The 23,949-nt window shown below is 54.0% G+C and carries 14 protein-coding genes; 5 read left to right on the top strand and 9 right to left on the bottom strand.

Annotated elements, in window-relative coordinates:
* Positions 1 to 371: 371 nt before the first annotated feature.
* The 6 genes from B5F76_RS10380 to B5F76_RS10405 form a co-directional block, all read right to left on the bottom strand.
* The gene (locus tag B5F76_RS10380) at positions 372 to 791 is read right to left on the bottom strand and encodes a DVU_2496 family lipoprotein (RefSeq protein ID WP_087354243.1); all 420 of its coding nucleotides are present in this window, start codon (positions 789 to 791) and stop codon (positions 372 to 374) included.
* Positions 792 to 801: 10 nt separating this feature from the next.
* Positions 802 to 1,722, bottom strand: coding sequence for a zinc metalloprotease HtpX (htpX, locus tag B5F76_RS10385; RefSeq protein WP_087354245.1), 921 nt, complete (start codon positions 1,720 to 1,722; stop codon positions 802 to 804).
* A gap of 206 nt (positions 1,723 to 1,928) precedes the next feature.
* Positions 1,929 to 3,827, bottom strand: coding sequence for an asparagine synthase (glutamine-hydrolyzing) (gene asnB, locus B5F76_RS10390; RefSeq protein WP_087354248.1), 1,899 nt, complete (start codon positions 3,825 to 3,827; stop codon positions 1,929 to 1,931).
* A complete protein-coding gene (locus tag B5F76_RS10395; RefSeq protein WP_162608805.1) occupies positions 3,815 to 5,137 on the bottom strand; it encodes a glycosyltransferase family 4 protein in 1,323 nt (440 codons plus the stop codon). The genes asnB and B5F76_RS10395 overlap by 13 nt, the downstream gene beginning before the upstream one ends.
* 11 nt (positions 5,138 to 5,148) lie before the next feature.
* Positions 5,149 to 6,138, bottom strand: coding sequence for a hypothetical protein (locus B5F76_RS10400; RefSeq protein ID WP_087354254.1), 990 nt, complete (start codon positions 6,136 to 6,138; stop codon positions 5,149 to 5,151).
* A gap of 13 nt (positions 6,139 to 6,151) precedes the next feature.
* Positions 6,152 to 7,444, bottom strand: a complete 1,293-nt coding sequence (locus B5F76_RS10405; protein ID WP_087354256.1) for an aminotransferase class I/II-fold pyridoxal phosphate-dependent enzyme — start codon at positions 7,442 to 7,444, stop codon at positions 6,152 to 6,154.
* Positions 7,445 to 8,301: 857 nt separating this feature from the next.
* On the opposite strand from B5F76_RS10405, the gene B5F76_RS10410 reads away from it, so the two are divergent.
* The 4 genes from B5F76_RS10410 to B5F76_RS10425 all read left to right on the top strand — a co-directional run bounded on the left by B5F76_RS10410 (position 8,302) and on the right by B5F76_RS10425 (position 15,832).
* On the top strand, positions 8,302 to 11,505 hold the full coding sequence (locus B5F76_RS10410) for an acyltransferase domain-containing protein (RefSeq protein ID WP_087354261.1): 3,204 nt from the start codon (positions 8,302 to 8,304) through the stop codon (positions 11,503 to 11,505).
* A gap of 64 nt (positions 11,506 to 11,569) precedes the next feature.
* Positions 11,570 to 13,324, top strand: coding sequence for a TolC family protein (locus B5F76_RS10415; RefSeq protein ID WP_087354265.1), 1,755 nt, complete (start codon positions 11,570 to 11,572; stop codon positions 13,322 to 13,324).
* A 212-nt stretch (positions 13,325 to 13,536) separates the two neighbouring features.
* Positions 13,537 to 14,403, top strand: coding sequence for an efflux RND transporter periplasmic adaptor subunit (locus tag B5F76_RS10420; protein ID WP_239407027.1), 867 nt, complete (start codon positions 13,537 to 13,539; stop codon positions 14,401 to 14,403).
* A 16-nt stretch (positions 14,404 to 14,419) separates the two neighbouring features.
* Positions 14,420 to 15,832, top strand: a complete 1,413-nt coding sequence (locus tag B5F76_RS10425) for an oligosaccharide flippase family protein (RefSeq protein WP_087354268.1) — start codon at positions 14,420 to 14,422, stop codon at positions 15,830 to 15,832.
* A gap of 111 nt (positions 15,833 to 15,943) precedes the next feature.
* Here the strand turns inward: B5F76_RS10425 and rlmN are convergent, their stop codons facing one another.
* The 3 genes from rlmN to B5F76_RS10440 form a co-directional block, all read right to left on the bottom strand.
* Positions 15,944 to 17,101, bottom strand: a complete 1,158-nt coding sequence (gene rlmN, locus B5F76_RS10430) for a 23S rRNA (adenine(2503)-C(2))-methyltransferase RlmN (RefSeq protein WP_239407028.1) — start codon at positions 17,099 to 17,101, stop codon at positions 15,944 to 15,946.
* A 177-nt stretch (positions 17,102 to 17,278) separates the two neighbouring features.
* Positions 17,279 to 20,932: a translocation/assembly module TamB domain-containing protein gene (locus B5F76_RS10435; protein WP_087354271.1), complete on the bottom strand. Its 3,654-nt coding sequence runs from the start codon at positions 20,930 to 20,932 to the stop codon at positions 17,279 to 17,281.
* Positions 20,933 to 20,945: 13 nt separating this feature from the next.
* On the bottom strand, positions 20,946 to 23,054 hold the full coding sequence (locus B5F76_RS10440; RefSeq protein ID WP_162608806.1) for an autotransporter assembly complex protein TamA: 2,109 nt from the start codon (positions 23,052 to 23,054) through the stop codon (positions 20,946 to 20,948).
* Between the two features lie 500 nt (positions 23,055 to 23,554).
* Between B5F76_RS10440 and B5F76_RS10445 the strand changes: the two genes are divergently transcribed.
* Positions 23,555 to 23,920, top strand: a complete 366-nt coding sequence (locus tag B5F76_RS10445) for a DsrE family protein (RefSeq protein WP_087354277.1) — start codon at positions 23,555 to 23,557, stop codon at positions 23,918 to 23,920.
* Positions 23,921 to 23,949: the final 29 nt, after the last annotated feature.

Consider the following 23,949-nt stretch of genomic DNA (forward strand, 5'->3'; position numbering starts at 1 on the left):
CGTGTGATAGGTTAATCATTTAATTTCAAATAGCTATCATACATTTAGGCCGATGGGTAGATATGAATTTTTGACGTCACCTGTTACCTGATTTCAGGAAATTCACGTATTTTGTATTGCAATCATGGAAGTTGCATTCTTGTTCACGCATGATGGGAAGCCGCAAGGGCACTTCCCGGCTGTTGCAGGCAAGCCTCTTGCTGCCTGCAAAATCTGAGATAATCACCAATTCCCAAAGGGCAAGGCACGCATATGCTTTTTGTTGCAGCTGCGGCGCATGTCAGAGGCCAGCAAAAAGGGACCCGCAATTTGCGGATCCCTCGGTGCTTATCCATAGAGCTTGGTCATGGAACTCGTCCATGAAAAAGGGATTAGTCGCGGGATGTGGCAATGCCTATGGGTTCCTGAGGATGCCAGTCTGCAATCTTGGCTGGCTTGCACAGGACCATGCGGCCATCATTTTTCATGCAGCCGAGCTCAGTTCCGCCATTGAGCCCGTAGATTTCCCAGTCCCCGCGCTGGATCCTGCCTGCACTGACCATGAGGATGAGGTCCTCGTGGGCCCTGGCAGCCGAGCAAAACACGGGAAATTCCCTGGCAGCAGGATCAATATAGATGTCCGATTTTGCTGCCAGCTCCATGACAAGAAAGCCTGGGGCATAGGTATAGAGCTTTTCGCACGTCTGCACAGGTCGCGGAGCAGATTCGGACTTCTGTCCCGCACAGGCAGGAAGGACAAGGAGTGCGAGGCAAAGAAGGGCAGCCAGGGAAAGGCCAGTCTGGGAAGACATGGTTCAAATCCTATAAATCGCCGAAGCGGTTTGTGCTTTTCCTGGGGGCTGCAGGGTGCTGTGCCTGAGTCTGGGCAGGCATATGCCCAGCCATCTGCGAGAGCCTTGCAATGCGATCCTCGATGGGGGGATGTGTCGAGAAGAGCTTGGCAACAGAAGAGGGAAAGAGCGGAGCGACAATGAACATTTCCGCGGTGGTCGGATTGCCGTTTTGCATGGGCGTCTGGGTTGCGGCCATCTGCAGCTTGTTCAGCGCAGAGGCAAGGGAAAGCGGATCGCCACAGTAGGTTGCGCCACCCCGGTCAGCCAGGTATTCCCGTGAGCGGGAAATGGCCATCTGGATAATGCTTGCGGCAATGGGAGCCAGTATGGCCAAAAGCAGACCTACCAGAGGACTGGTTCTTTCGCCCTCGCTGTCCCTTGCTCCGCCAAAGAAGGACGCAAACTGCAGCATATTGGCCAGCATGACGATGGTTGACCCCATGACTGCGGCAATGGTCTGAATAAGGATGTCGCGGTGGGCTATATGGGCAATCTCATGGGCAAGAACGCCGCGCAGCTCCGTTGGCGTCAGGATCTGCAGTATGCCTTCCGTGACGGCCACAACCGCATTTTGCGGATTTCTGCCTGTGGCAAAGGCATTTGGGGCCTGCTCGGGTACCACACAGACCTTGGGTTTCGGGATGCCTGCGTTGCGGGCAAGCTCCTCTACCATGTCGTGCAGCATGGGAGCTTCATCATAGGCCAGCTCCCTGGCCCTGTACATCTTCAGAACAATGGAATCGGAGAACCAGTAGCTGCCGACATTCATGACCATGGCAATGACAAAGGCGATCATGATACCGGTACGTCCGCCTACCATGCCACCAATGACGATGATTATTCCGGTAAGTGCTGCCAGCAGAAGTAGAGTCTTTAATTGGCTAGTCATTGTAGTTTGTTCTTTTCTTGCAGGGAAATGAGATTGACAGGAATGAGATTACTATGAAGGAAGAGCTGCGCTCCCTCATGCAGTCAGAAATTGTGCTGCTGCATGGCAGCTCTTCCAAATTGTCCAAAGATGAGTGTGTGATGAGCCATAAACTGTCCTGTTTGTACCAAAACATGGCATGGAAAACAGGGCATACCTGTGCCAAATCAGCGGGAGGCATTGTTGCGCCACCACAGCTGGAAGACCATCAGAGTCCAGAGAGGGATGCGCAGATCCCTTTCTCCGGAAAGATGGGCCTCAATGAGGCGGCGAACTTCTGTTGGGTTGAAGAAGTGATGCCTAGAGAGCATGTCTTCTCCGAGCAGTTCTTCCATGAGCGGGCGCAAGCGCCCTCGCAGCCACTGCGAGACGGGAATCTGAAAGCCACGCTTGTTGCGATGGAGAATCCTTTTCGGCAGAAGGTCGGCAAAGGCCTTCTTGAGCAGATACTTGCGCTTGAGGCCGCGCAGCTTGTAGTGGGCAGGAAGACTGATGACGAATTCGGCCAGCTCCCTGTCCAGGAAGGGCGCACGCACTTCCAGAGAGTTGAGCATGGAACAGCGATCCACCTTGACCAGAATGTCGTCGAGCAAAAATCCTCGCATATAGATATTGAAGGTTCTATCCAGGTCCGATGCGTTCTGCCAGTGATTATACGCATCAAGTGTCGGCCTGAACAGGGTGGGCAGTTCCAGCATGCTCTTGTCCGGATTGTTAAGCAGGACTTCCTGCAGGTCCGCGGAGCAGGCAGTGAGCATGGACTGTATGCGCATCCATGGGGGCAGCTTGGCTGCCCTGTGAAAGGTGTCCGTAGCAAGGCGCAGATTGACGTAACCCTGGGAGGCAGGAAGGCAGCGACACAGGGGTTCTATGATATTATGGCGCAGAAAGGCCGGTACGCGGTTGTAGCGCTGGGCTATGGCAAAGCCCACATAGTGCTCGTAGCCCGCCCACAGCTCGTCGGAACCGTCACCACCAAGAGCCACAGTCACATGTTCCCTGGTTATCTTGGACAAAAGCCAGGTAGGTGCTGCCGATGCGTCCGCCATGGGGACATCCATGGCGCTCACAATTTTGGGCAGAATGTCCGTGCAGTCCTCTTCCAGAAAGACCTTTTCATAGTGTCTGGTCCCAAAGGTTTTCGCGACGAGTCTGGCATAGCTGCTTTCGTCGTAACTGGCCTCGTGAAAGCCAATGGAAAAGGACTGTATCGGAGTTGGCGAACATTCGGCCATGAGCCCGGTCACAATGCTCGAGTCTATCCCCCCTGAGAGAAAGACCCCCAGGGGAACGTCCGCAACCATGCGGCGCTGGACAGCCCTGCGCATGAGTCTGCGCAATTCCTCGCAGGCCTCTTCCTCGCTGATGACAAGGCTTGAGCTTGCCGGAGCTTCCCAGTAGGTGAAAATGTCGAGACGCCCCTTTTCCAGAATCATGGCGGAAGAGGGGGGCAGCTGCTGGAACTCCCTGAACATTGTCTGGGGGCAGGGAACGTACTGGTAGGCCAGATAGCGCATGAGTGCCTGGGTATCCAGGGTGAAGGAAAGATCCGGTACCTGTCTGAAGCAGGACATCTCCGAGGCAAAGAGCAAAAAGCCCTTTTGCATCGTGTAGAAAAGAGGTTTCTTTCCAAAGCGATCACGAGCGGCAAACAGGCGCTTTAGCTCGTCGTCCCACAGGACAAAGGCAAACATGCCGTCCAGACGATCCAGACAGTCACTACCCCAAACCCTGTAGGCTTCCAGTATCACTTCCGTGTCGGAATTGGTGCGGAAGGATGCTCCCCGCGATTCGAGTTCCTGTCTGAGTTCGCGGAAATTGTAGATCTCGCCATTGAAGACAATGCTGAGCTTTCCGCACGCATCCTGCATGGGTTGGGCTCCGCCGGCAAGATCGATGATAGACAGCCTCCTGTGCCCAAGGCAGGCGTTGTTCACTCGCAGAATACCGCTTCCGTCCGGTCCGCGGTAGGCGATGGCGTTGGTCATTGCCCGCACGCAAGCCTCGTCTTCCTGTGAAAGCAGGACGCGCTCGTCAACAGCAACAATACCTGCTATTCCGCACATTTGCGCGACCTCCAGGCCCTGTTTGCCTGCACCAGAAAATCGGCCAGAAGCTCCCCGTTCTTCTGTGGGGAAAAAAGTTCTCTGGCAAGTTTTGTCCCGTTTAGTGCAAGTGTCCTGGCCTTTTCCGGATTTTCAATCAGTGTGCGCAGAGCCTGGGCGAGAGCTGCGGGATCCCTTTGCGGGACCAGAAGGCCGGTATGTTCATGACGCACGATTTCCGGCAGGGCACTTACATTGGTAGCTACCACGGGAAGGCCAAAGCTCATGGCCTCGATGAGGGTATTGGGAATGCCGTCTCTTGCCCCTCCGGAAGCAATGACGCAGGGAGCCACAAAGATGTCGTGGCTTCTCAGTATGTCCGGAAAGGCATCATGGTCCACAAGGCCCGGGAAGGAGACAATTTTTCCCAGGCCGAGCTCTCTTGTCTGTCTGTGGAGCCTTTCCTCCAGATTGCCAAGCCCCATGAGCTTTCCACCGCCGCCTACCAGGGAAAGAGTAAAGGATACATGCTGGTCACGCAGGATGGCGCAGGCATCAAGGAGTACATCAAAACCCTTGGTGACATCGAATCGGCCCACAGCTAGCAGCTTCACCGGCTTTTTCATGGCAAGGGGCGCGCACTTGTCCACGTGCAGGGTAAGGCAATTGTAGATGACCCTCACTTCAGGCGTGCCTTGTCCTGTATTGTGTGACAAGCCCTCGGCCAGCAGTTTTTCTATGCGCACACCATCCGCGCAATTGTTGGTCCTGATAGCGCAGGCATCAAGCAGTTTGTCCACGAGATCCGGATCCCTTGGCTCGAGGTTGTCGGCCCTTGCCACTGTTACATAGGGAATACCCGTGCAATGAAATATGACTCTTGCTGCCGTTGTCGTTCCCCTGGGCCAGGGGGCGTAGAGTATTTCGATGCCAGCCCTGAGCACAATGGGGGCAAGATGGATCCCGCACAGGAAAGCCCAGAGATTTTCTCCAAGGATTTCAAAGCTTTTCCAGCGACGCATCACATGGTTGCCGAAAAGTTGGGTATAGCGAAGAGGATGTCCAAGAAGAAATTTTGCATTGGAGAAGAGGATGGGCAGAAGCTTTTTGATTCCCAGACGCTGTGCGCTGCTCCCGGCCTGGCACATCTCCCTGGAGCACAGGCGCAGGTTTTCCCCATAGAGTGTGTATACGATGGCAGGAAGACGTGTCTTGATGGCCTCCACATCGCGGAATATGAAGGGCTGGGTAAAAAGAGGGTACCACAAAAGGATGATACCCACCTTGGGAGAAGCAGAATGAAAGGGAATCCTTGTGCTTTGCTCTGTCATGAAATCTGCCTTCAGGGCTTTCCTCTGTAACTCCAGTCCCCCGATGCACATGTGGCAACAGGCACATGTGCGCGCAGTCGCGTGTCAAGCTCGCTCAGGGTGACGAATTCCACCTCGAACCTGTTGCGCAGCCATTCGACGTATTTCCCAATCTTGTGCACAAGTGCCTGTATATCGCTGTCCTTGGGCAGGCGGGGATTTCCTCCTGCCATGAGTTCCGAGCTGTGCCACGTCAGGGAAATAACATTGTTGCCACGGGCGTAGGAAAGTTCCGTTACTGCCTTCATGGCCCACAGAGGGTGGTAGACCGGCAAAAGCGCCAGCACTCCCCATTTTTGTAGGCTTGCTCTTGCTGGCTTGGACAATCGGCTCACGGTAGCGGTTATCCAGGAAGCCAGAGGGGTGACTGTCAGCGGCAGTTCAAAGATGGTTCCCACGCAGGTTTTGACCAGATAGGGTGTATGCGGGGCAAGAAAATGATCCGGCCCGAAATTTTTCGCGTTTCCCTCGTGCAGGGGACGAACGGAAGCGTCTGCACAGATACCCGCCCTTGCCAGGAGCTCCCAGTGGCAGGAATGCAAATCCCAGCGTCCCATGCGAAACGACGTTGGCGCCGCGCCAAGCCGTCTGCGCCCCTGGCTCACAAGTGTGTCGAGCTTGGCTGCCAAAAGGTCATTGTCCACCCGTATGGAAGGGACCGAGTTCGTGGCCGCCCTGCACGGTGTTTCCAGCGGAGGCGTATTCCAGTGGTGCAGATGCAGGCCCACTTCTACGTTGCTCCTGCTTGCCAGAGCTTCCACGTGGGCCCATGCCGTATCGTCGGCCAGAACCGGATAGGCACAGAATAGTGTTGCATGCAGCCCCAAGTCCATGAGGGGCTGCATGCGACAAAGACAGGAAAGGTTGGTGACCGAAGGCTGGACAATGGGATAGTTGCCGCGGAAGAGCCCCTCTTCCTCGACATCCAGAGAGCAGCACACGTAGACGTGCCGATTGTCCACCTGTTGCCTCCGGTTAGTAGTCGTATCCCTCGGGATGCGCTTCGTTGTAGGCCCTGACCTTTTCCATGGCCTTGGGAAGTTCCTCTTCCAGGGCATCGAGGGTGATGCGCACATTCTCCTCGGTCTGCGAAGCAGAGAGGAAGAAGCGCAGGCGGGCTTCGCCTTCCTTTACGGCAGGGAAGGTGATGGGCATGACGTAGATGCCGCGCATGAACAGCTGGGTGGCAAGGAAGCCCGTGACCATGGAGTCACCCGTGATGACAGGCACTATGGCATAGCCCTGGGCTTCGCCGGTGTTGAAGCCTTTCTGCTTGGCATACTTGAGGAAATACTGGGAAATGTGTTGCAGCTTGTGAACACGCTCGGGTTCACGCTTGAGAATCTGCAGGGCTGTGTAGCTTGCAACGGCAAGGACAGGGGACAAGCCCACGCTGAAGACGAATCCCGGAGAGCCATACTTCAGATAGTCCACAAGTTCCTTGCGCCCGGCGATGTAGCCGCCGCAACCGCAAAGAGTCTTGGAGAGGGTGCTCATCCACAGATCCACGTCGTTGGGATCCACGTTGAAGTACTCTCGCACACCACCGCCGTGCTCGCCTATGACGCCAAAGCTGTGGGCCTCGTCTACCATGAGCATGCAGTTGTAGCGCTTTTTCAGCTCGATTAGACGGGGAATATCCGGGATATTGCCGTCCATGCTGAAAAGACCTTCGGTTACGATGACAGCGCGCTTGTGCTCGCCGCGCTTTGCCTTGAGCAGGCGCTCAAGATCATCGCAGTCGTTGTGAGCATAGGCAAAACGGGCTGAACTGGACAGGCGGGAGCCCTGGATCAGGGAGTTGTGAGCCAGATTGTCGTACAGAATGAGATCTCGGGGGCCGAAGAGAAAGCCCAGGGTGGACACGTTGGTAGCATGACCACTGACATAGACGATGCAGTCCTCGGTTCCCAGAAATTCCGCTATGGCTTTCTCCAACTGCCTGTGGGGAGTGCGTTCGCCTCCGACCAGTCGACTGGCACCAGCAGAGGTTCCGAAAACTTCCGCAGTCTTGGTCACAGCAGCGGTAATTTCCGGATGGGCGTTGATGTCGAGGTAGTCGTAGGTGGAAAAGTTGATATAGTCTTTGCCATCAATATGGATGGTTGCCTTGGCGGCGCGATCGGCGCACAGGAAGAGAGGGTTGTCCATACCCATCTTGGCGCCCATTGCTACCAGACGGTCAAAAGCCAGTTTGGAGCGGGCCTTGGAGAAAATGCTGGAAGTCTCCTGTGTCTGGGTCGCGGATGAAGATTCGTTTTTGTTCATCAAATATTTTCCGGCGCGTGTACACCTGCAGTCAAGCGGGGGAGGATGCGCCGCCTCCTCGCGGTAGGTTAAATGTTCTGTTCCTGAAAAAAGGCACGCGACATGCAGCCGCAGGCATTTTTTCAGGGGAAGACCTGCAGGCAGGGACGAGCCAGGAGCGCGTGACTTCGGGTTCACCAAGCTGCGGGTGACAAAAAGGCGGCAAGAGCAGGCAAAAGGGTGCCTAGATATTCCTTTTTTCATAGCCAAGAAAGAGGCGATTCGCAAGGGTAAAGCCCTGTCCTCGTTTGGCTCAGTCCGCAGCTGGCACAAACACAAAAAATTCTTTTTATACGAATTTCTTTCACAAGTAAAGCTTAAATCGGCTTCTTGAGCAAGAATCCCCATTGTCCACCACAATTGGCAAACAAAAACCTGTTCACATAGAAGGAATTGTTGTATATATTAATTTATAAAAAACATTAATCTTTTGCAAAACAAATATGAACACAATATAATAAAAATTTATATTATTTTTAAGTAATGTTTTTATGTTATTTTTATGAGACAAATTTCTGATAATAAATATAAAAACTACCCTCTTGTTTTTGAGTTTAAAATAAAATTATTCCTTTAAGACAGGTGTTTTTTATGCAAGTATAAAAGGTATTGTGAGTATTTGAGAAAAATCTTGTTATTTTGTGCTTTGTATGCCAATCTTCACGTTAGGGAATCGTGGGAGCTTGCGTTTCTGCCGGATTTCCCTGCCAATTTTTCATTAAGCAAACCTGACGTTGCTTCTCAACATGTTGCCGGCCCCACATCTTTTGATTTTGTAGGCAATTGAAGCCGTGGGGAGCAAAAAAGGCGTGGAGAAAATGAGCCATACCGACAAGAATAAGCTGGCTGAAGGTGCCGAAAAAGCCTCATGGAAACTGGCCCTCGACGGGGTGTGCTATGAACACATATGCCAGCCAGAGGGGTCTTGGTTGCTGGGATCTGTGCTTCCGGGATACGGGCAGTTTTTGCCCCTGGACCACCATCCTTCACCCGAAGAGCTTGCCTCTCTGGGAACAAGGGGCATCTGGCTTGCCCGGGAAAGTTCTCCGGCACCGAAACTGGCAGTCATGTGCTGCGGCCAGGGTTCGGTTTGGCCCGGCATGGGTAGGGAGCTGTATGACAACTTTCCGGAAGCCAGGGCTGCCATGGACAGGCTTGCAGCCTGCTCGAGCTGGGATGTTCTGGGGCTCATGGATGAAAGGGATGTGGAGACCATAGGTCTCACAAGGTGGCAGCAGCCCTATCTCTTCATGCTCGAATACGCCCAGTGGAGCCTGTATCTTGCTCGCGGACTCAAGCCGGACTTTATCTGTGGCCATTCCCTGGGCGAACTTATAGCCCTTTGCCTGGCAGGAGTGTACGAGCCGGAAGTGGGCTGGTACATTATGGAGACCCGGTCGCGCCACATGGCCGATCTGGAGGAAAAGTCCCGCAGGGAAACAGGCATGATGGGCGTGTACGCCGGCATGGACGTCATACGAGAGTTGCAGGGCATGTGGCCCGACCTCTATGTCTCCAACTACAATACTCCGGAGCAGAGCATCCTTTCCGGACCGAGAGATATCCTGGCAGAGGCCAGGCGATGGTTGCGCAAGAAGCGCATACCAGCTGTCATTCTCAATATCACCCTAGCCTTTCACCATCCGAGCATGCGTGTCCTCAGGGATCTTGATTACAGAAGGCTCATGAGCCTGGACATGCATGCCCCGAAAACTCCCATGCTCAGCTGTGTTACGGCCGGTCTTTACCCGGATGTCCAGTCGGAGATATGTCGCTACATAATGGATTTGGACGAAAACAGTGTGCGCTGGGTACAGTGCGTAGAAGCCCTGTGGGACAGGCATGGCATGCGCCACTTTCTGGAAATGGGCCCTGCGGACACATTGTGCGGCATGGTGGAAAAAATACGTCCGGAAGCCCTGTGTCTTTCCTCGTCGCTACGGGGCCACGAAAGGGATCTTGTACGCAAGACCCTGGCAAGGCTGTATTCTCTTGGTCATTTGCAAAAAAAGAGCCTGTTCCTGGCAAAGTCACTGCAGGAAAAAAGCGGGTTCGAGGCCAGGATTCGGGACGGACATGCGGACGTTGGGGATATCGCCGGCAGGAAGGATGCTGCAGCTGGCAGGTGCGGCATTCCCAAGCTTAGGGAACTTCTGGCAAAAGCCTGCGGGAAAAAGGCTGAAGATTTGCATGGCAGCATGGACTTGCGCTTTGACCTGGCCTTGCGCTCGAGCTTCTTCCCCGGACTCATAGAGGAAGCGCAGAAACTTCTGGGCAGGGAGGTTGCCTTCGAGGATCTTTTGCAGGTCTCGACAATTGCCGATCTGGAAAGGCTTTTCAGTGGCGACCTTGTGGAAGAGGGAGAAGAAAAGACCAAGGAACCCATGGGAAGGTCCGTACATCGCCCCTTCCTCGCCTGCTGCGTCAGAAAGGACGTTCAGGAGGGCGAGTCGACTGAAAGATTCCGGGAGCTGCCCAGCAACCCCTGTCAGCGCAAAATCCTTCCTTCTCCATCCTTGGAGGTGGTCGTGGTTGGCCAGGATGACTGTCTGCTGGCCAGCATGGTGGGCAGCATAGCTTCCTGGAAATGCAGTTTTACCCTTTGCCAGGGCTTGCCAGAGACAAGGGCAGTAATAGCAGGCATGGGAGGGCAGGCGCGGGAGACAACGGATAGCCCGAGTCTCCTGTCCGGCAAGACAGACATTCTCCTTCTGCAGGGGACAGGAGAAGACATATTCAGTATCATACGCGATTCGGATTGTGCTGACGGTACAAGGATTATACTTGTCGAGCAGAATCCCACAAAAGAGGGCGAGCTCAAGGATTTGTGGCACTCTGCGCAGGACTCGGGCTGTTCCTTGAACGCAGTCATGCTGGATGCGACTGCCGACCTTGATTCCCCTCTTGTGGGCGACATGCTTGCTGCGACACTTTTGCAGGGAAGGGCGGGTCTGTACTACTGGAAATGGATGGAAAGCGAGGATGACGATACTGTCTGCATCTTGCCACAGCCCCTGCTGGACGATGCGGACAATTCGCCGCGCGTTTGTCCAGAATCCAGACCATTGAAATCAAGGACAACTCCCTTCAGCGTGTTTTCCACACAGATCTCGCAGGACATTTTTCCTGCTCTCAGTGCCCTGCCGCAAGCAGATGGCAAGGCTGTAACCATTCCCCTGGGCCTGCATCTTGAGGCTCAGCGTGAAGCAGCCATTCTTGCTTCTCCCTGGCTTTTTGCTTCCGGAATGACGGATATACGCGTGCATGATCTGGGCTCAGTACAGCCTGGACTCGTTCGCGAGGCAAGGCTTGAAGTAGATACAGGCTTGTGGATGAATCACGATCGAGTTCCCTCGCGCATGAGCCACGTCATGACATCCCTGAGAGGAATCAGCTCTTCCGGACGCAGGACTCCGCAGTATGAGACGGTTGTGGAAAGCACTGTCATCATGACAGGAAGCCAAATGCAGATTCCGCCACTATGGAAAGAATATGCATGTCCTGCTCCCTCTTCCAGGGCCGTCGACACCAGCGACTGGTACGACACAAGGGGATATGCGAACTCTTTTCGCCTGCTGGAAAAAGTCTGGCTTTTGGACGATCATCTTCTTCTGGCCACACTGGCCCCGGATGCCATTCTTGCCCTCAGTGGAATTTGGGCCTATGATAACTCGCTTTTCCCAAGGGGAAGGCCAAGCCTTTTTGAGGCGAATACAGCCTGCATGCCAGGTCTTGAGGCCGTGCTGCAGGCAGTGACTCTGCATTTTGACATGGACCGGCCTTCTGTGCCCTGTGCCTTGAATCCATCCCTGATGGGATTTGTCCGTTTTGGCACAGCAGCATACGAGCCTTCCCTGAACCTAGCCCTCAGGCGCTGCTGGGATCGGGATCAGGTTGTTCGTTATGACGCTCAGGTGACCAATGCCGCAGGGCAGTGCCTTGTCAGTATCAACCATCTTGAATACAACGCCCTCGCCGATGAGCCGGAGGGTGTGGACGAAGGATGCCAGCAACGTCCGTAACGGACCCGAATGGTTATCCGGGCACATGAGAAGTTGGGAAAATCAGTTTGAGAGGAGAAAGGACATGACCGACGCTAAGGCAATTGCCAGGACAGGCAAATCGGGGAAGCCCCGGTCTGGACTTGCCAGCTTCGTGCGCAGGACAGGACCTGCCCTTTTGACTGTGGCCATGCTTGTACTGATTACGGCCTGTGCCTCAAGCAAGGCCGGCATGTCCTCGCCAGAGCTTCCGGCCAGGCACTGGCTGGATGAAGCTCCAGGCATACCTATTGAAAACAAGGAAAAATACGACGCAGCCATCCCCAATCTCTATAATCCCGACAAGAAGTTTGGTTTCGAGGACTGCGTCTATTTGACTATTCAGCAGTCGCCATCCCTGGTCAACAGTGCTGTTGACATTGAAATAAAGCGGCTTGATCAGACAACTGCTGTGTGGAAATACATTCCCGAGCCGCATATGACAGTACAGGTTTCCCAGAACCTGACCAACTTCAACAAAGATGCACATGATGTCCCTGGGGAATACGGCAGAACCCAGTTTGAAATAGGTTTTTACGCACAGTTTCCCAACCCTGTGGCAACCTATTTTGAAATCAAGGCTCAGGCCATGCTGACCGGCATTGCCATATCAACACACCGCAAGGCGGTGGGCGAAGCCATTTACAAGATTGCAGAGGCCTATTTGCGCCTGCAGGCCCAGCAGCATGTCCTGCAGGCCCAGCGTTCTCTCATCCCTGTGGCCAGGGAGCTTACGGAATACTGGAAGCAGGTCGAGTCTGTGGAAGGCAATCAGGGCTCGGCAGTCAGCCTTGCCCAGCAGCATGAACGCGAAGCAGAGCTTGGCCTTGAAAAGGCGGAAACAGAGGAGCTCATGCAGCGCACCAATCTGAAGGTTCTGGCAGGTCTTGATCCGTACCAGCAGTTCCAGGTGGATGCGAGCAATGCGAGCGAGATCCTCAAGGGCTTTGACGGCCATGCCCTGCGCTGGGACGAACGCTGGGCCGAGTCCGAAGACAGCCTGCTTTTGCGTACCCAGATAAAGCTTGCCGACTACAAGATCATGCTTGCCTGGGCTGAGTACGTGCCCAATATGACGATTTCGGTCAATATGAATCCGCCCCGTGGTCAGGCCCAGCCCGAATCCGGTACCGCCGACCAGTTCCTGCATCTGACTTTCGACTTTCCCCTTATTGACTGGGGACGCAGATACAGGGGGGTGCAGTCCGCTCGTATGGTCAAGGCCCAGGCCTTCCATTCCATGGCGGAAAAGCGCTTCGACTACCAGAACAAGTGGATTATGGCAGAGCAGAACGTCTCTCTTGCCCTTACGAATCTGAAGCTTGCCCACAACAGGTACAAGACTGCACAGATGCAGTATGACGAAGCACGCATCTCCTTTGAGAATGGCCTGGAGACATTGCCCAATGTGGCAAATCGCCAGGAAGCCATGGTGCAGGCACAGCTCAACTACATCAATACCGAACTAGATTACCGTCTTGCCCAGCTCGAATGGATGCACGTGTCCGGTCTTCTGCAAAAGCGTTTCCTCGGCCTGCCTGACAGGGAGCTGGACAAGCTTGTAGGCGGCAGCACCATGGCCAGTGCCGGTGTGCCTGGCGCTCAGCCTCCCCTTGCACCCGAGGACGAGAAGGTCTTTCCTGCGCAACCCGTCAAGGAGGACAGACGTCCCATAGGACGTCCGAGCCAGCTTGAGCTTGGTAAGCTCCCCGAGCTCAATGATTCCGCAAAGCCCCAGGCCGCTGCCGCCGGAACCGATACTGCCGATCTGAATACAGTGCCGACACTTGCAGGAAAGTAGGCAGTCAGCCGCTTGCGCCTGACAAGTTCTTGTGAGGACTGGCAGACTGCGCAAACAGAGGTCTTGTCTCGTCCCGGGCTTGGGTTTTCTGACTCCGGCTTTCTGGAAAGATAGAACATGGAGGCGGCGCTTTCTCTTCTGCACGACTGCCGATGGAGCCGCGCCGAAAATTGCTGATGAAAAGACATATTGTGTTTCAGTGCTGTCTTGTCATGCTTGCTCTCCTCTTGGGCAGCGCAGTTCAGGCAGCAGAAACGACAACCATACTGACAGGCAAGGTTCGAAATACCGTAACCCGTTCTCCCATAGTGCATTTCAGGGGTGTTGTGGACAGGGTCCTTGTCGCTCCCGGTGACAAGGTGCAAAAGGGACAGCCTCTTATGCGTTATGTCCTGCAGGACGAGGCTCGTCGCGCGTTGCAGAGAGAAATCAACCTTGGCCCCGGCACGGAAGCGAGCAAGGGACAGATCCTCGATTTGCAAAGCCAACTCAGCCAGGTGAGCGCACAGCGCAACAAAGCTAAAAGTCTTGCTGCAACAGGACTTGGCTCCAACAAGGCCTTTGGCCGTCTTGAGGCAGACGTGCATGCCCTGCAGACACGCATATCCCTGCTCGAAGAGTCCATTGCCAAGCAGGAGGCAAACTTTGCCCTGCGCATGGAAGAGCTGAGTGGATACTTTGACACGGAGATCAAGGAGGGTATGACCCTGCCTCCATACCTCTTTTTGAAGTCCCCTATTGACGGATATGTCCTGTCCATCTCCCAGACCATGAACCCAGGTGCCATGTTCGATGAGGGCTTTACGCCCGTAACAATCGGCCAGATGGATCCCATGGCCATTCAGGTCCCTGTCTATGAGGCAGAAGTGTCTTCCCTGAGCGTTGGCGATGAGGCAACTGTGGAAATACCTTCGCTGGGCAACAAGACCTTCAAGGCTACTATTTCCGAGATCGCCTGGGCCTCCAACGACATGGATGTCTCCAGGGCCTCCTACTTCAATGTGGAACTGATCATTCCGAATCCGGATCTTGAGCTCAAGCCCGGCTTCAAGGCTGTCGTGCGCTTTACCCTGAAGTAGTGGCACGTAATACCGCATGAAACTCAAGAGTATTCCTCAGCGTCTCGGCTATATTCTGGGGGCACAGTGGACCCGCGACCTGTCGTGGACCATCTTTACCATTCTGCTCGCGCGTCAAAGCCAGGGAACGCTGGGCCAGGTCATGCTGGCCCTGTCCTACGGCTATCTTGTGAAGACGGCCGCGGATGTGGGTCTCAATGATTTTTTGCTCTCCTCCTTTGCCAGAAAGGGTGCCAACAAACGCAGGCTGCTTGGAGAAGTGAGCTGGTTCAAGCTTGTCCTTCTTGTCGTGGCCCTGGTCGCGACTTGGCTTGTGACTGGCTGGCAGGGGTACGATCAGGACTTGCGGCTGGTCGTCTTGTGCATAGCCGCTGGCTTTGGCCTTGATGGTGTCAGCGACAGCTTCTTTGCCCTGTGTCAGGCCAGGGGAAGGCAGGATGTGGAAATGCGCATCCGCATTCCTGCAGCACTTGTGGGCATAGGCTACGGTATTGCCTGCGTGCTTATGGGTGCTCCAACACTTGCCATTGCCGTCTTTAAGCCTCTGGAATCCATTTTGCTCATGGCCTTTGCGCTGAAGGCCCTGGGGCGCAATCCTCTGGCTCACTTTGGCTGGGCCCAATTGCGCGATCTGCTCATGCAGCTGCGTACAGGACTGATTTTTACCGGCATGGCAGGCTGCGCCATGCTCTACAACAAGCTGAACGTCTTTTTCCTGAAAAAGTACGGCGGTGATGCAGTTGTGGGCGGATACAGCGTGGCATGGGAAACAGTAGAGGGACTGTCTGTCCTTGTTTCCGGCGCACTGCTCGGCAAGGTCATCTTTCCCCTCATGGCCAAGACCTGGGACGAGGACAGGGATGCCTTCCGCAAATTGTCCGGTCAGACTGCCAAGTCTCTCTGGGCTGCCGCGCTCCCCATCATCTTTCTCATCTTCGTGGAAAGCGATCGTTTCCTGACTCTTGTCTACGGGGCGCAGTACTCCACATCCGTGACAGCCCAGCAGCTGCTCACACCTTGCGTAGCCACAGCGTTTCTTCACAACCTCGCAGCCTATGCCATGATATCCATGCACAGGCACAGACTGCTTTTCGCCTTCTATCTGAGCGGTCTTGTCGTCAATATTATCTGCTGCTTTACGCTGATACCCTGGTCTCCCCTGGTAGGAGCTGCCCTTTCCCTCACCATTACCAAGGTATGGGTTGCCATCTTCACAGTAGGTTTTTTCCAGGCCACCGTTCGTCCCATGGGACTAGGACAGTGGTGCATATTGCTAGGAACAGGCCTAGCAGCCTTCCTTCTGTGGCACACCATTGCAAGCATGCCTGTGCGGCGTGAGTTGGCAGAACTGACAGGCCTGATTCCACTTGTGACCCTTTTCTGGTTCTGGCGTCCGCCATCGATTTTCGACAAGAAGGAAGCGGCCTGATTGCCCAAAAACAAGAACATGACATGAACAAGAGCCCTGCAGGATTCATCCTGCAGGGCTCTTGTTCATGAATCAGGTTGTGGAAAGCCTGTGGGGAGAGACTTGCTGCTTCTACACCGTTATGTCATCAGCCAGCCTTTCCCCTTGAATGACAGCATCTTCTTCCCGCATGGCTGAGGCCTTGAGCTGACCGCAGGCAGCGTCGATATCACGCCCCTTGCTCTTGCGTATGACTGCGGTGATGCCCGCGTCCCAGAGGATCTTTTCGAAGGCAAGAACGCGTTCTTCGCTCGGAGCCTTGTAGGGCGAGCCCGGGGTGGAATTATAAACTATGAGATTAATCTTGCTCTTGCGCACAGAATGCACAATGCGCACAAGCTGTCTGGCTTCTTCCGGGCTGTCGTTCACACCTCCGAGCAGCAGATACTCGAATGTTATGCGCTCGCGTGTCTTCAGAGGATAGCTGTTCAGTGTGGCAAGAAGGTCGTCCAGATGCCATTTGGCTGCACCGGGCATAATCTTTTCGCGCAAGGTTTGATTTGGTGCATGCAAGGATATGGCCAGAAAGGCAAGACCGCTTGAACCCAGCTCTTCCAGTCCCTTGCGAATACCACAAGTGGAGACAGTAATGCGTCTGGGCGAAAAGTTGAGCCCCCCGTTTTCATTGAGTGAGATCAACGCTCTTTCCAGATTGCGGTAGTTGAGCAATGGCTCGCCCATGCCCATGAAGACAAGGTTTCTGAGCACAGGCCACTGCGGTCTTGTATCATGGAGATGCTCTCTGGCTACCAGGATCTGGCCAAGAATTTCTGCATGGGCCATGTTGCGAGTAAAACCCATTGTGCCTGTCGAGCAGAAGGTACAGCCCATGGCGCAGCCTACCTGGGTAGAGAGGCATTGTGTCCAGCGTACATTGCCCGACTTCGAAGTGGAAGGGATGAGCACTGTCTCAACGCGCTCGTTGTCGGCCAGACGCAGCAGAAATTTGGTAGTGCCGTCACTGCTGACCTGCACCCTGTCGATTTCAGGCCAGCCAATATAGGCACATTCATCCAGCCTTTTGCGGAAATCCTTGGAAATATTGGTCATGGCAGAGAAGGATCGGGCCATATACTGCCACAGCCACTGCCACAACTGTACAGCCCTGAATTTCGGCTCCCCCATATCGGCAAGCCAGGCCTTGAGTTCGTCAAGGGTAAGTTCCAGCACGTTGATCTTGCCATCGGCAGCACGCCGCGCAAAATCCATGGTCTGCATGATCTCCGACATCCCTACCTCGAAAAGCGATAAATCTGAACCTGTTATGTTAGCAAGCCCGGAGGGAAAAGTCCAATATGAGTGAGCCTTTGCATGTTTTCTGCAGTTGTGTGGTGTAGTACAGTAATTTTCTCTTGAAAAAAGTTTTCCGTAGCAAGTATGCAGATTTTTTCTATATGTTCAGGTGGACTAATAGTCCAGTTTCCATTTGACACCGGCAGAAGTATTGCCACTTCCTGCTTCCATGGTCGCACTTGTTCGGGGGCCAAGTTCTATCTGAATGACAGCTGTGGTGTCGGCATTTTCACTTGTGTCCTGCTTCACGCCAACATAGACCTTGTCCATGACATAGCTGCCGAGTTCAAGCTGGGCTGATCCATCGTTTTGCGAGAAGTTGAGCACATCGAGTCCGGTTATCTGCCTGGCCAGATTTGCAATGCCGCTTCCTCCTGTGGTCCCGAAGGCAGCAAAGCTTGCGGCAGTAGCTCCAAGCCGCAAGAGTTCGAACTGACTAAGCTCGTTGGCTGGCTTGCCAAAGAGCATGTAGGCAAGGATATCGTTCCTGGGCATGGAGGGATTGCTTGTAAGATGCAGATTGAGCTTGGCTGCTGTGCCACTTACGACAACAGAAGTCTCAATGGCATTCACGACCGTAGTCATTTGTACATTGATGAGAGGATCCAGTCCTCCGGCGAATTTTACTGTTCCCTCGTTCAGGGTAAAGCGCTTGTTGAGAAGATCCAGGCTGCCACGCACTGCTTCGACCTGTCCTGTAATGCCGGGCCTTGCAAGTGGACACTGCATCCGCATGCCGGCCTTCCACTCGCTGTCGAAGCCGTATCCTGTAACAAAAAACTTGTTCACCCCAAGGGTAATGTCGAGATTGCCGAGAATGTTGGAACGCTTTTTCTGTTCCCTTGTCACAGCCTGTTTGCGCGCTGCCAGGATGGCTTCCTTCGGGCCTTCTACCAGGGGCAGCGTAGTGATACTGGAAGGCAGTTGCAGGGCATCAAGCTGAATTCTTCCCCTGTCTACGTTCAGCCTGCCAGTGATTTGCGGAGCTGTCAGGGGGCCAGATACGGAACAGTTGGCCGAAAGCACTGCGCGTATATCGCGCCTGCGCAAAGGGGCAAACTGATCCAGACTGGCCCTGGCTGTGACAGTCTGCAGATTGGTCGAGCCATTGAGCGAGAAGCTCCCCTTTTTGCGCCTGCCATCCTTTGCATCTATGGCAAAATCGATTTTTGTGGCTGCCAGCGAGCCTGCAAGGGAAGCATTGATGTCTGCGTTGATCTCGCGCACCAGAATGCCGTACTCGACATCCTTGAAAAGGGCATCCTTCAGGGAAATGTTCGCCTTGCCAGAGGGAGAGGCCAGCGTTCCGCCGATATCTGCCTGCAGCCGAAAATTGCCGGTAAGCCTGCGGTTTGGTTGCAGGGCAAGGAGCCAGAGTTTGGCAACGGACCCGGAGATATCAGTCTTGATGCGCAGAGGGGCCGTAGTTGCAAAGGCAAACCGGCCGTTTTTGTCAAGCAGGGGCACGTTTGCCTCGCAGACAAAGGTATCAAGCTCCAGGGCGTCCCGGCTTGCCTGGGCCAGATTGACAACAGCCCTTGCAGCTCCCTTGTTGTCCAGAGAACCTTCAACGTCAGCCGAAAGGGGAGGGAGCCCCTTGACTGGCAGAGTGAGGCTGTCTACGCGCACCCTGAGTTTCCCGGTGGGCATTTGGGGAGAACCGGCCACGTCCAGCACTGCGTCGATTTTGCCTGCCGGCAGTCCAGGAACAACCCTTGCCCAGGCAGAGGTATCGAGATGTGTCAGGAGTAGCTTTGCGCCAAGGCTGTCGCTGGAAAGATGGCCAGCAAGATCGAGTTTTCCTGAGGGTTGGAGGGCTAGGGAACAATTTTTCAGGTAACTCTTCTCTCCAAGGGCAAGGACAGTTTCCCCAAGGAGTCGCAGCCCGCAGCCATGCTGGGGAATGCCAAGATTGAACCGTGTCAGCCGTATCTCGGAGGCTTTTAGGGACAGCTTAGAAACAAGCTCTGTCTGGACACCCCCTGAAGACAGGGCCGAGAGGGCTACTTCGCTGGCATTTCCCTTGGCCTCCAGGGTGAAATGGACGGGTTTGATCGTAGATGTGCGGACATCCTTAGTGTCGATGCTGGCAGCAAGCTCCGCATTGTTCAAATCAAGGCCATCAATGGATGCCGTAGCGCTGGCAGAAGACAGGCTGACAATGGGGCTCGCCATCTTTTCTGCACTTGCAAGGGAGATATTTTTCCCCTGCACAACGAGAGCGGCCCTTTGCCTGCCGTTTTGAAAGGCAAGATCAACTTTGGTTTGTACAAGGCCATGCATGGAGAGAGGCAAAAATTCTGCCAAGAGTGGAGCGTTTTCCAGAACAAGACGTACCTCTCCATCAAGTGCCGGAAGGAGATTTGCCAGATTGGGCAGTCTCGATACAGAAGCAGCCTCTGCTGCACTACCGCTGGTTTTGCAGGAATCTTCCAAAACATGGTTCTGCCTTGCCGGCAGAGAAAAATCGCTGCCAAGTTCAGTGCCGATCTTGCCATCAAGGGTAATGCCCGGTGATGATGCACAAGGAACAAAACTAAGCAGGAGCCTTTCGTCAATCAGCTGTGCGTAAAACTGCACGTTTAGGGCAAGCGGGGTGTTTTGCACAAGGGTATTTGCTAGAATTCCGATTTGTCCCTTTTCGCCTGCAAGAAGATTGGGCAGCGTGGAAGAGGGCAGAACAAGGCGCAGTGATGGGTTGTGCAGGGCAAGGTTGCCAGTCTGTACGGTACCCGCGCGTGTTTCTGCCGCAAGCCTTGGTTCGGAAAGTGAGCCCGAGAGAGTGATGGCGCAGCTAGCAACGTCAAGGCCTGTCCCGGCAAGAACAGTACGTACCGGGAAGTTGGTGTATGGCACTTGGCCTGAGTCTTTTTCGGCAGTTGTTGAACTGGCTTTGTCAGGGCCAGGTGATGCCTGCCTAGAGCCAGTATCCTCGGGAAGAAGAAGCAGGGAGATATCCCCAAAAAGCATGGGGTCAGCCCACTTTTTTTCTGCGTGAGGAGCAATTTTCGCCCTGCCGTGCAGGGCAAGGAGCAGGACATCGGCATCATTTGTTCGCGGACAGTCTGTTTCTTGCGCAACCTGTGTCCCCGTTTCGGAATGCTCGTTGGCTGTTTGGTCTGGGGGGCGGATAGCCGCTTCTTTTTGAGCCTGGAGCGATTCCGATTCCCGTGCATAGGCCTGATCGTAGAGGCTTCTTTGTACTCTCAGATGGTCAATGGCTAGGGAGCGTATCTCGATTCCCGGTATCCAGGATGGAAAGCCCGAAGTTGCGCCCGAGATGGTTTTTAAAAGGTCGCGTACATCAAGCGGCGTTGTCTGTTGTGCATGTGCGGGAGAAGAGTCGGGAAGACGGGCCAAGAGTCCCTCCTCCACACCCAGATCTACATGCAACAGGGCGGGAAAGTCGGAAAAATCCAGACCAAGGCTGGCATTTTTGATTTCAAGCCATGTTCCCCTGCTGTCGGCAAAGGAAAGAGCAAGCGAAAAGTCTAGGGGGATGCTTCCACGAAGTCCATGTATGCTGACGCCCGAAGCGGCCACAAGTTCGTTCAGTTTCTTCTCAAGGAAGGCCTGTCCGTTGCCTGTCTGCAACAGGCCAAGAGCCGCGATCACGCTTGCAAGCACGAGCAAAAGCAGAGAGCAGAGCACAAGGGCCGCGCGACGGCAGATTTTGCCCCAGGAGAGAGTGGGGTGAACCTTTGTGGTTTCGGGGGCGGGCGTCTGGTTGACGTCTGCCCCATGCTCGTTCTTCCTGTTCTCGTCCATACAAGGTACTTCCTCAGAAGGATTGTCCTATGCTGATATAAAACTGTACGGGAGGGTCTTCTTCCTTGAGTGGCATGGCCACGTCAAAACGAACTGGGCCAATGGGCGTATAGTAACGCACCCCTATACCTGCGCCCCAGTCCATGTCCAGATTGAACTCTGGCCATTCGCTGGTGTAGAGCTGGCCTCCGTCCAGAAAACCTACCAGGCCAAGGCTGTCCGTGAGCTTGTATCTGGCCTCGAGATTGATAAGCTGGTATGACCTGCCACCCGTAGGATCGCCATTGCTGTCCATGGGGCCTATCTGCTGATAGCCGTAGCCGCGAACTGTGTCCATGCCTCCCAAAAAATAGCGCTGGGTGGAGGGGATATTGCGCAATTGAGCTCCATTAAAGGCGCCAAAACCAGCCTTGCCGGCAAAGACCAGCTTGTCGCTTGGCCTTCCGCTGCGGCGTTTGAATGGAGCCCAGTAGCCGGTAAGGCTGAATTCCGTGCCAACTGCGGAAAAATCTCCGCTGTACTGACCGGACATGGGCTTGATTCTGAGATCCGCCTTGCTGCCCGAGACAGGGTTCATGCGATTGTCTCTCGTATCCCTGCGCAGGCGCAGATCCGCGCCATAGATAGTGTAGGCCTGACGGTCGTGTTCGTTGTTCTTGAGCCAGCCAGTGTCGGTGAACAGTCCCGAAAAGGTGATCCAGTGTCTGTTCCAGAAGCGCACAAGGCCTGCTTCGGCATTTACACCTGTGCGTTCGTAGGCGTCCGAGGTCTCGTCCATGGCAGAGGCTTTCACGCGGAACAGCTGGGTTCTGGTGATGAAGGCAGGCTTGCGGAACTCCATTTCCAGCCCCCTGTTTGTAGATGTGTAGGGGGCTGTAAGAGAAAGCTTTTCTCCGCTACCAAAGAGGTTTCTGTGTTCCCAGTGTGCTTCGGCGCCAAGGCCTGTGTCGGTTTCGTAGCGCAGCATGCCGCCAACTGTTCTGTGCTTGGCATCTTCCAGGGCAATGCCTATATTCTTTTGCGAGATTGAGCCATTGTTGTCTGCAGGCCCCCTGTCCTTCTCATTGACAAGCGTTACATTGGAAAAGAGGCCTGTTCTGCGCAAATGGGCAACATAACGGTCAACCTTGCGTTCATCCCACAATACAGGTTCCCGCAAAGTCCAGGGAACATGCTTGGCAAGGTATTCCCCTGAAACAGAACTTTCCCCATAGAAGACCACCTTCCCGAAGGTAGCCGGCGCGCCAGGCTCTATTTCCACAAGAATGTTCAGGGTCTTCCTGCTGCGATCAAGATAGTAGTATTCGCCAACTATCCTCGCGTCCGGAAAGCCATTGTTGTGGAGGCGAACAGGAAGTTTCTGGACACTTTCCAACACCTCGCTTGCTGTAACCGGTCTGCCCTTGCGTATGCGCGGCAGTCTGTCCGGAGCAAAGAGAAAATTCTTTTTCTTTGCCAGCTGGGCTGGAATTTCGGGGTAGGGGGTGAAGATTATTGAAATATCGCCGACTACATAGCGGCGTCCCGGACGCATGTAGATTGTGACGCTGGCCTTGCCGTCTTGGGGAATGCTCATCCCGAAATCTGCAGCTCCGTCATAATATCCCTCTGAGGCCATGTACTTGAGTGCCGCATCCACATCCTGCCTGGCACGCATTTCCAGACCGAGTTCTCCATCCGGTGGCGTTTCGTGCAGACGCACGAGCTGACTCAGCTTCTGCATTCCCTTGACAAGATTGGGACCATCCACTTCCGGATTGGGAGCTGCAACAGCAGGCGCTTCTTCCTCCTTTTGCTGACGGGCAAGATCCTCTGCTGCGCTCAGCGTGGACGGGTCATCATGGGAGTCATTCGTAGGGGCATCCTTCCCGTTTTTGGAGGATTCTTCCTTTTCGTTCTTGCCGTCTTTTTCGTCTTCTCCCTGCTTTTTGTCAGCGCTCTTGTCCTTCTCGGGTACAAGTACTTCCCTGCCGTCATCGGTCACAAGGACAAATTTGACTTCATAGGGAAGAGGCTGCGCAGAGCTTTCCACTTCCGCACTCATGTTGGAGCGCGGACGAGGAGCAGGCTTGTCCTTGAAAATGAGCCCGCAGCCACAGCACAAAAGCATGACTGTCAGCATAGGAACAAGGCAAAAGCACAGCCTTGCCCAAAAAGAGCTTGGGAAGGGGCAGGATTCGGTGGCAGGCCCGTGTGTCTTCTGGAGCTTTCTTGTTGCTGGCATGTCCGCGAAGTCGAGTTTGAAAGTTGTTTGCTGTGATGAAATGGACATAGCCCAAAAGAGAATACAAAAAAAGACAATAATAGCCGGATTTCCAAAAAGTCACAAAAAACGAAATTTTAAGAGTTGATACGGTACGTTGGATGTGGCATAGAAACGGAAACCCAAACCGTTCCTGTCAGTTTGGACAGGAGCCTAACCCATCAAGTACGGAGGCAGTGCTGAAACTTGATGCTTGCAAGTCCTTAAGTTGCTGTTCTTTCTGCAAAATGGAGGAATATTTTGGTGTTATGGACGAAACTAGTCGATACTGCCAATCATATATTCTCATGCGCTTTGAAAAAGATCTGCAAAACAAACTTTCTATGCAGCAAGTACACTTCTGAAAGCACTGAACTAATATGAACTACAATCTTCTTTTGCATGTGGACCTCAACGAGCCTCAGAGACTCAACTTGGCTTTTGACAATATTGCCAACTATATGAAGTACCTTGCGGAACATCCCGAGGCTAGTGAGGCAAGAATTGTTCTCGTAGCAAACGGCCCGGCGGTCAATCTCTTTATCAAAAACTGGGATCGCGCCGAACTTCAGGAAAGGGGCAGAAAATTTATGGAACAGGGCGTTTCCATTCGCCTGTGTCAGAATGCCCTCAACAAATTCGAAATAGCAAGCGATCAACTGTGGGAAGGCTGTGTTGCCATTCCCGGCGCGATTCCCGAGATTATCAGACTGCAAAACGAGGGCTACAGCTACATCAAGCCCTAGCCTGTTCAGAGTATACATCTATCAAGACA

It is taken from the genome of Desulfovibrio sp. An276 (assembly GCF_002159665.1).
In the GTDB taxonomy this organism is placed as follows: Bacteria; Desulfobacterota; Desulfovibrionia; order Desulfovibrionales; family Desulfovibrionaceae; genus Desulfovibrio; species Desulfovibrio faecigallinarum.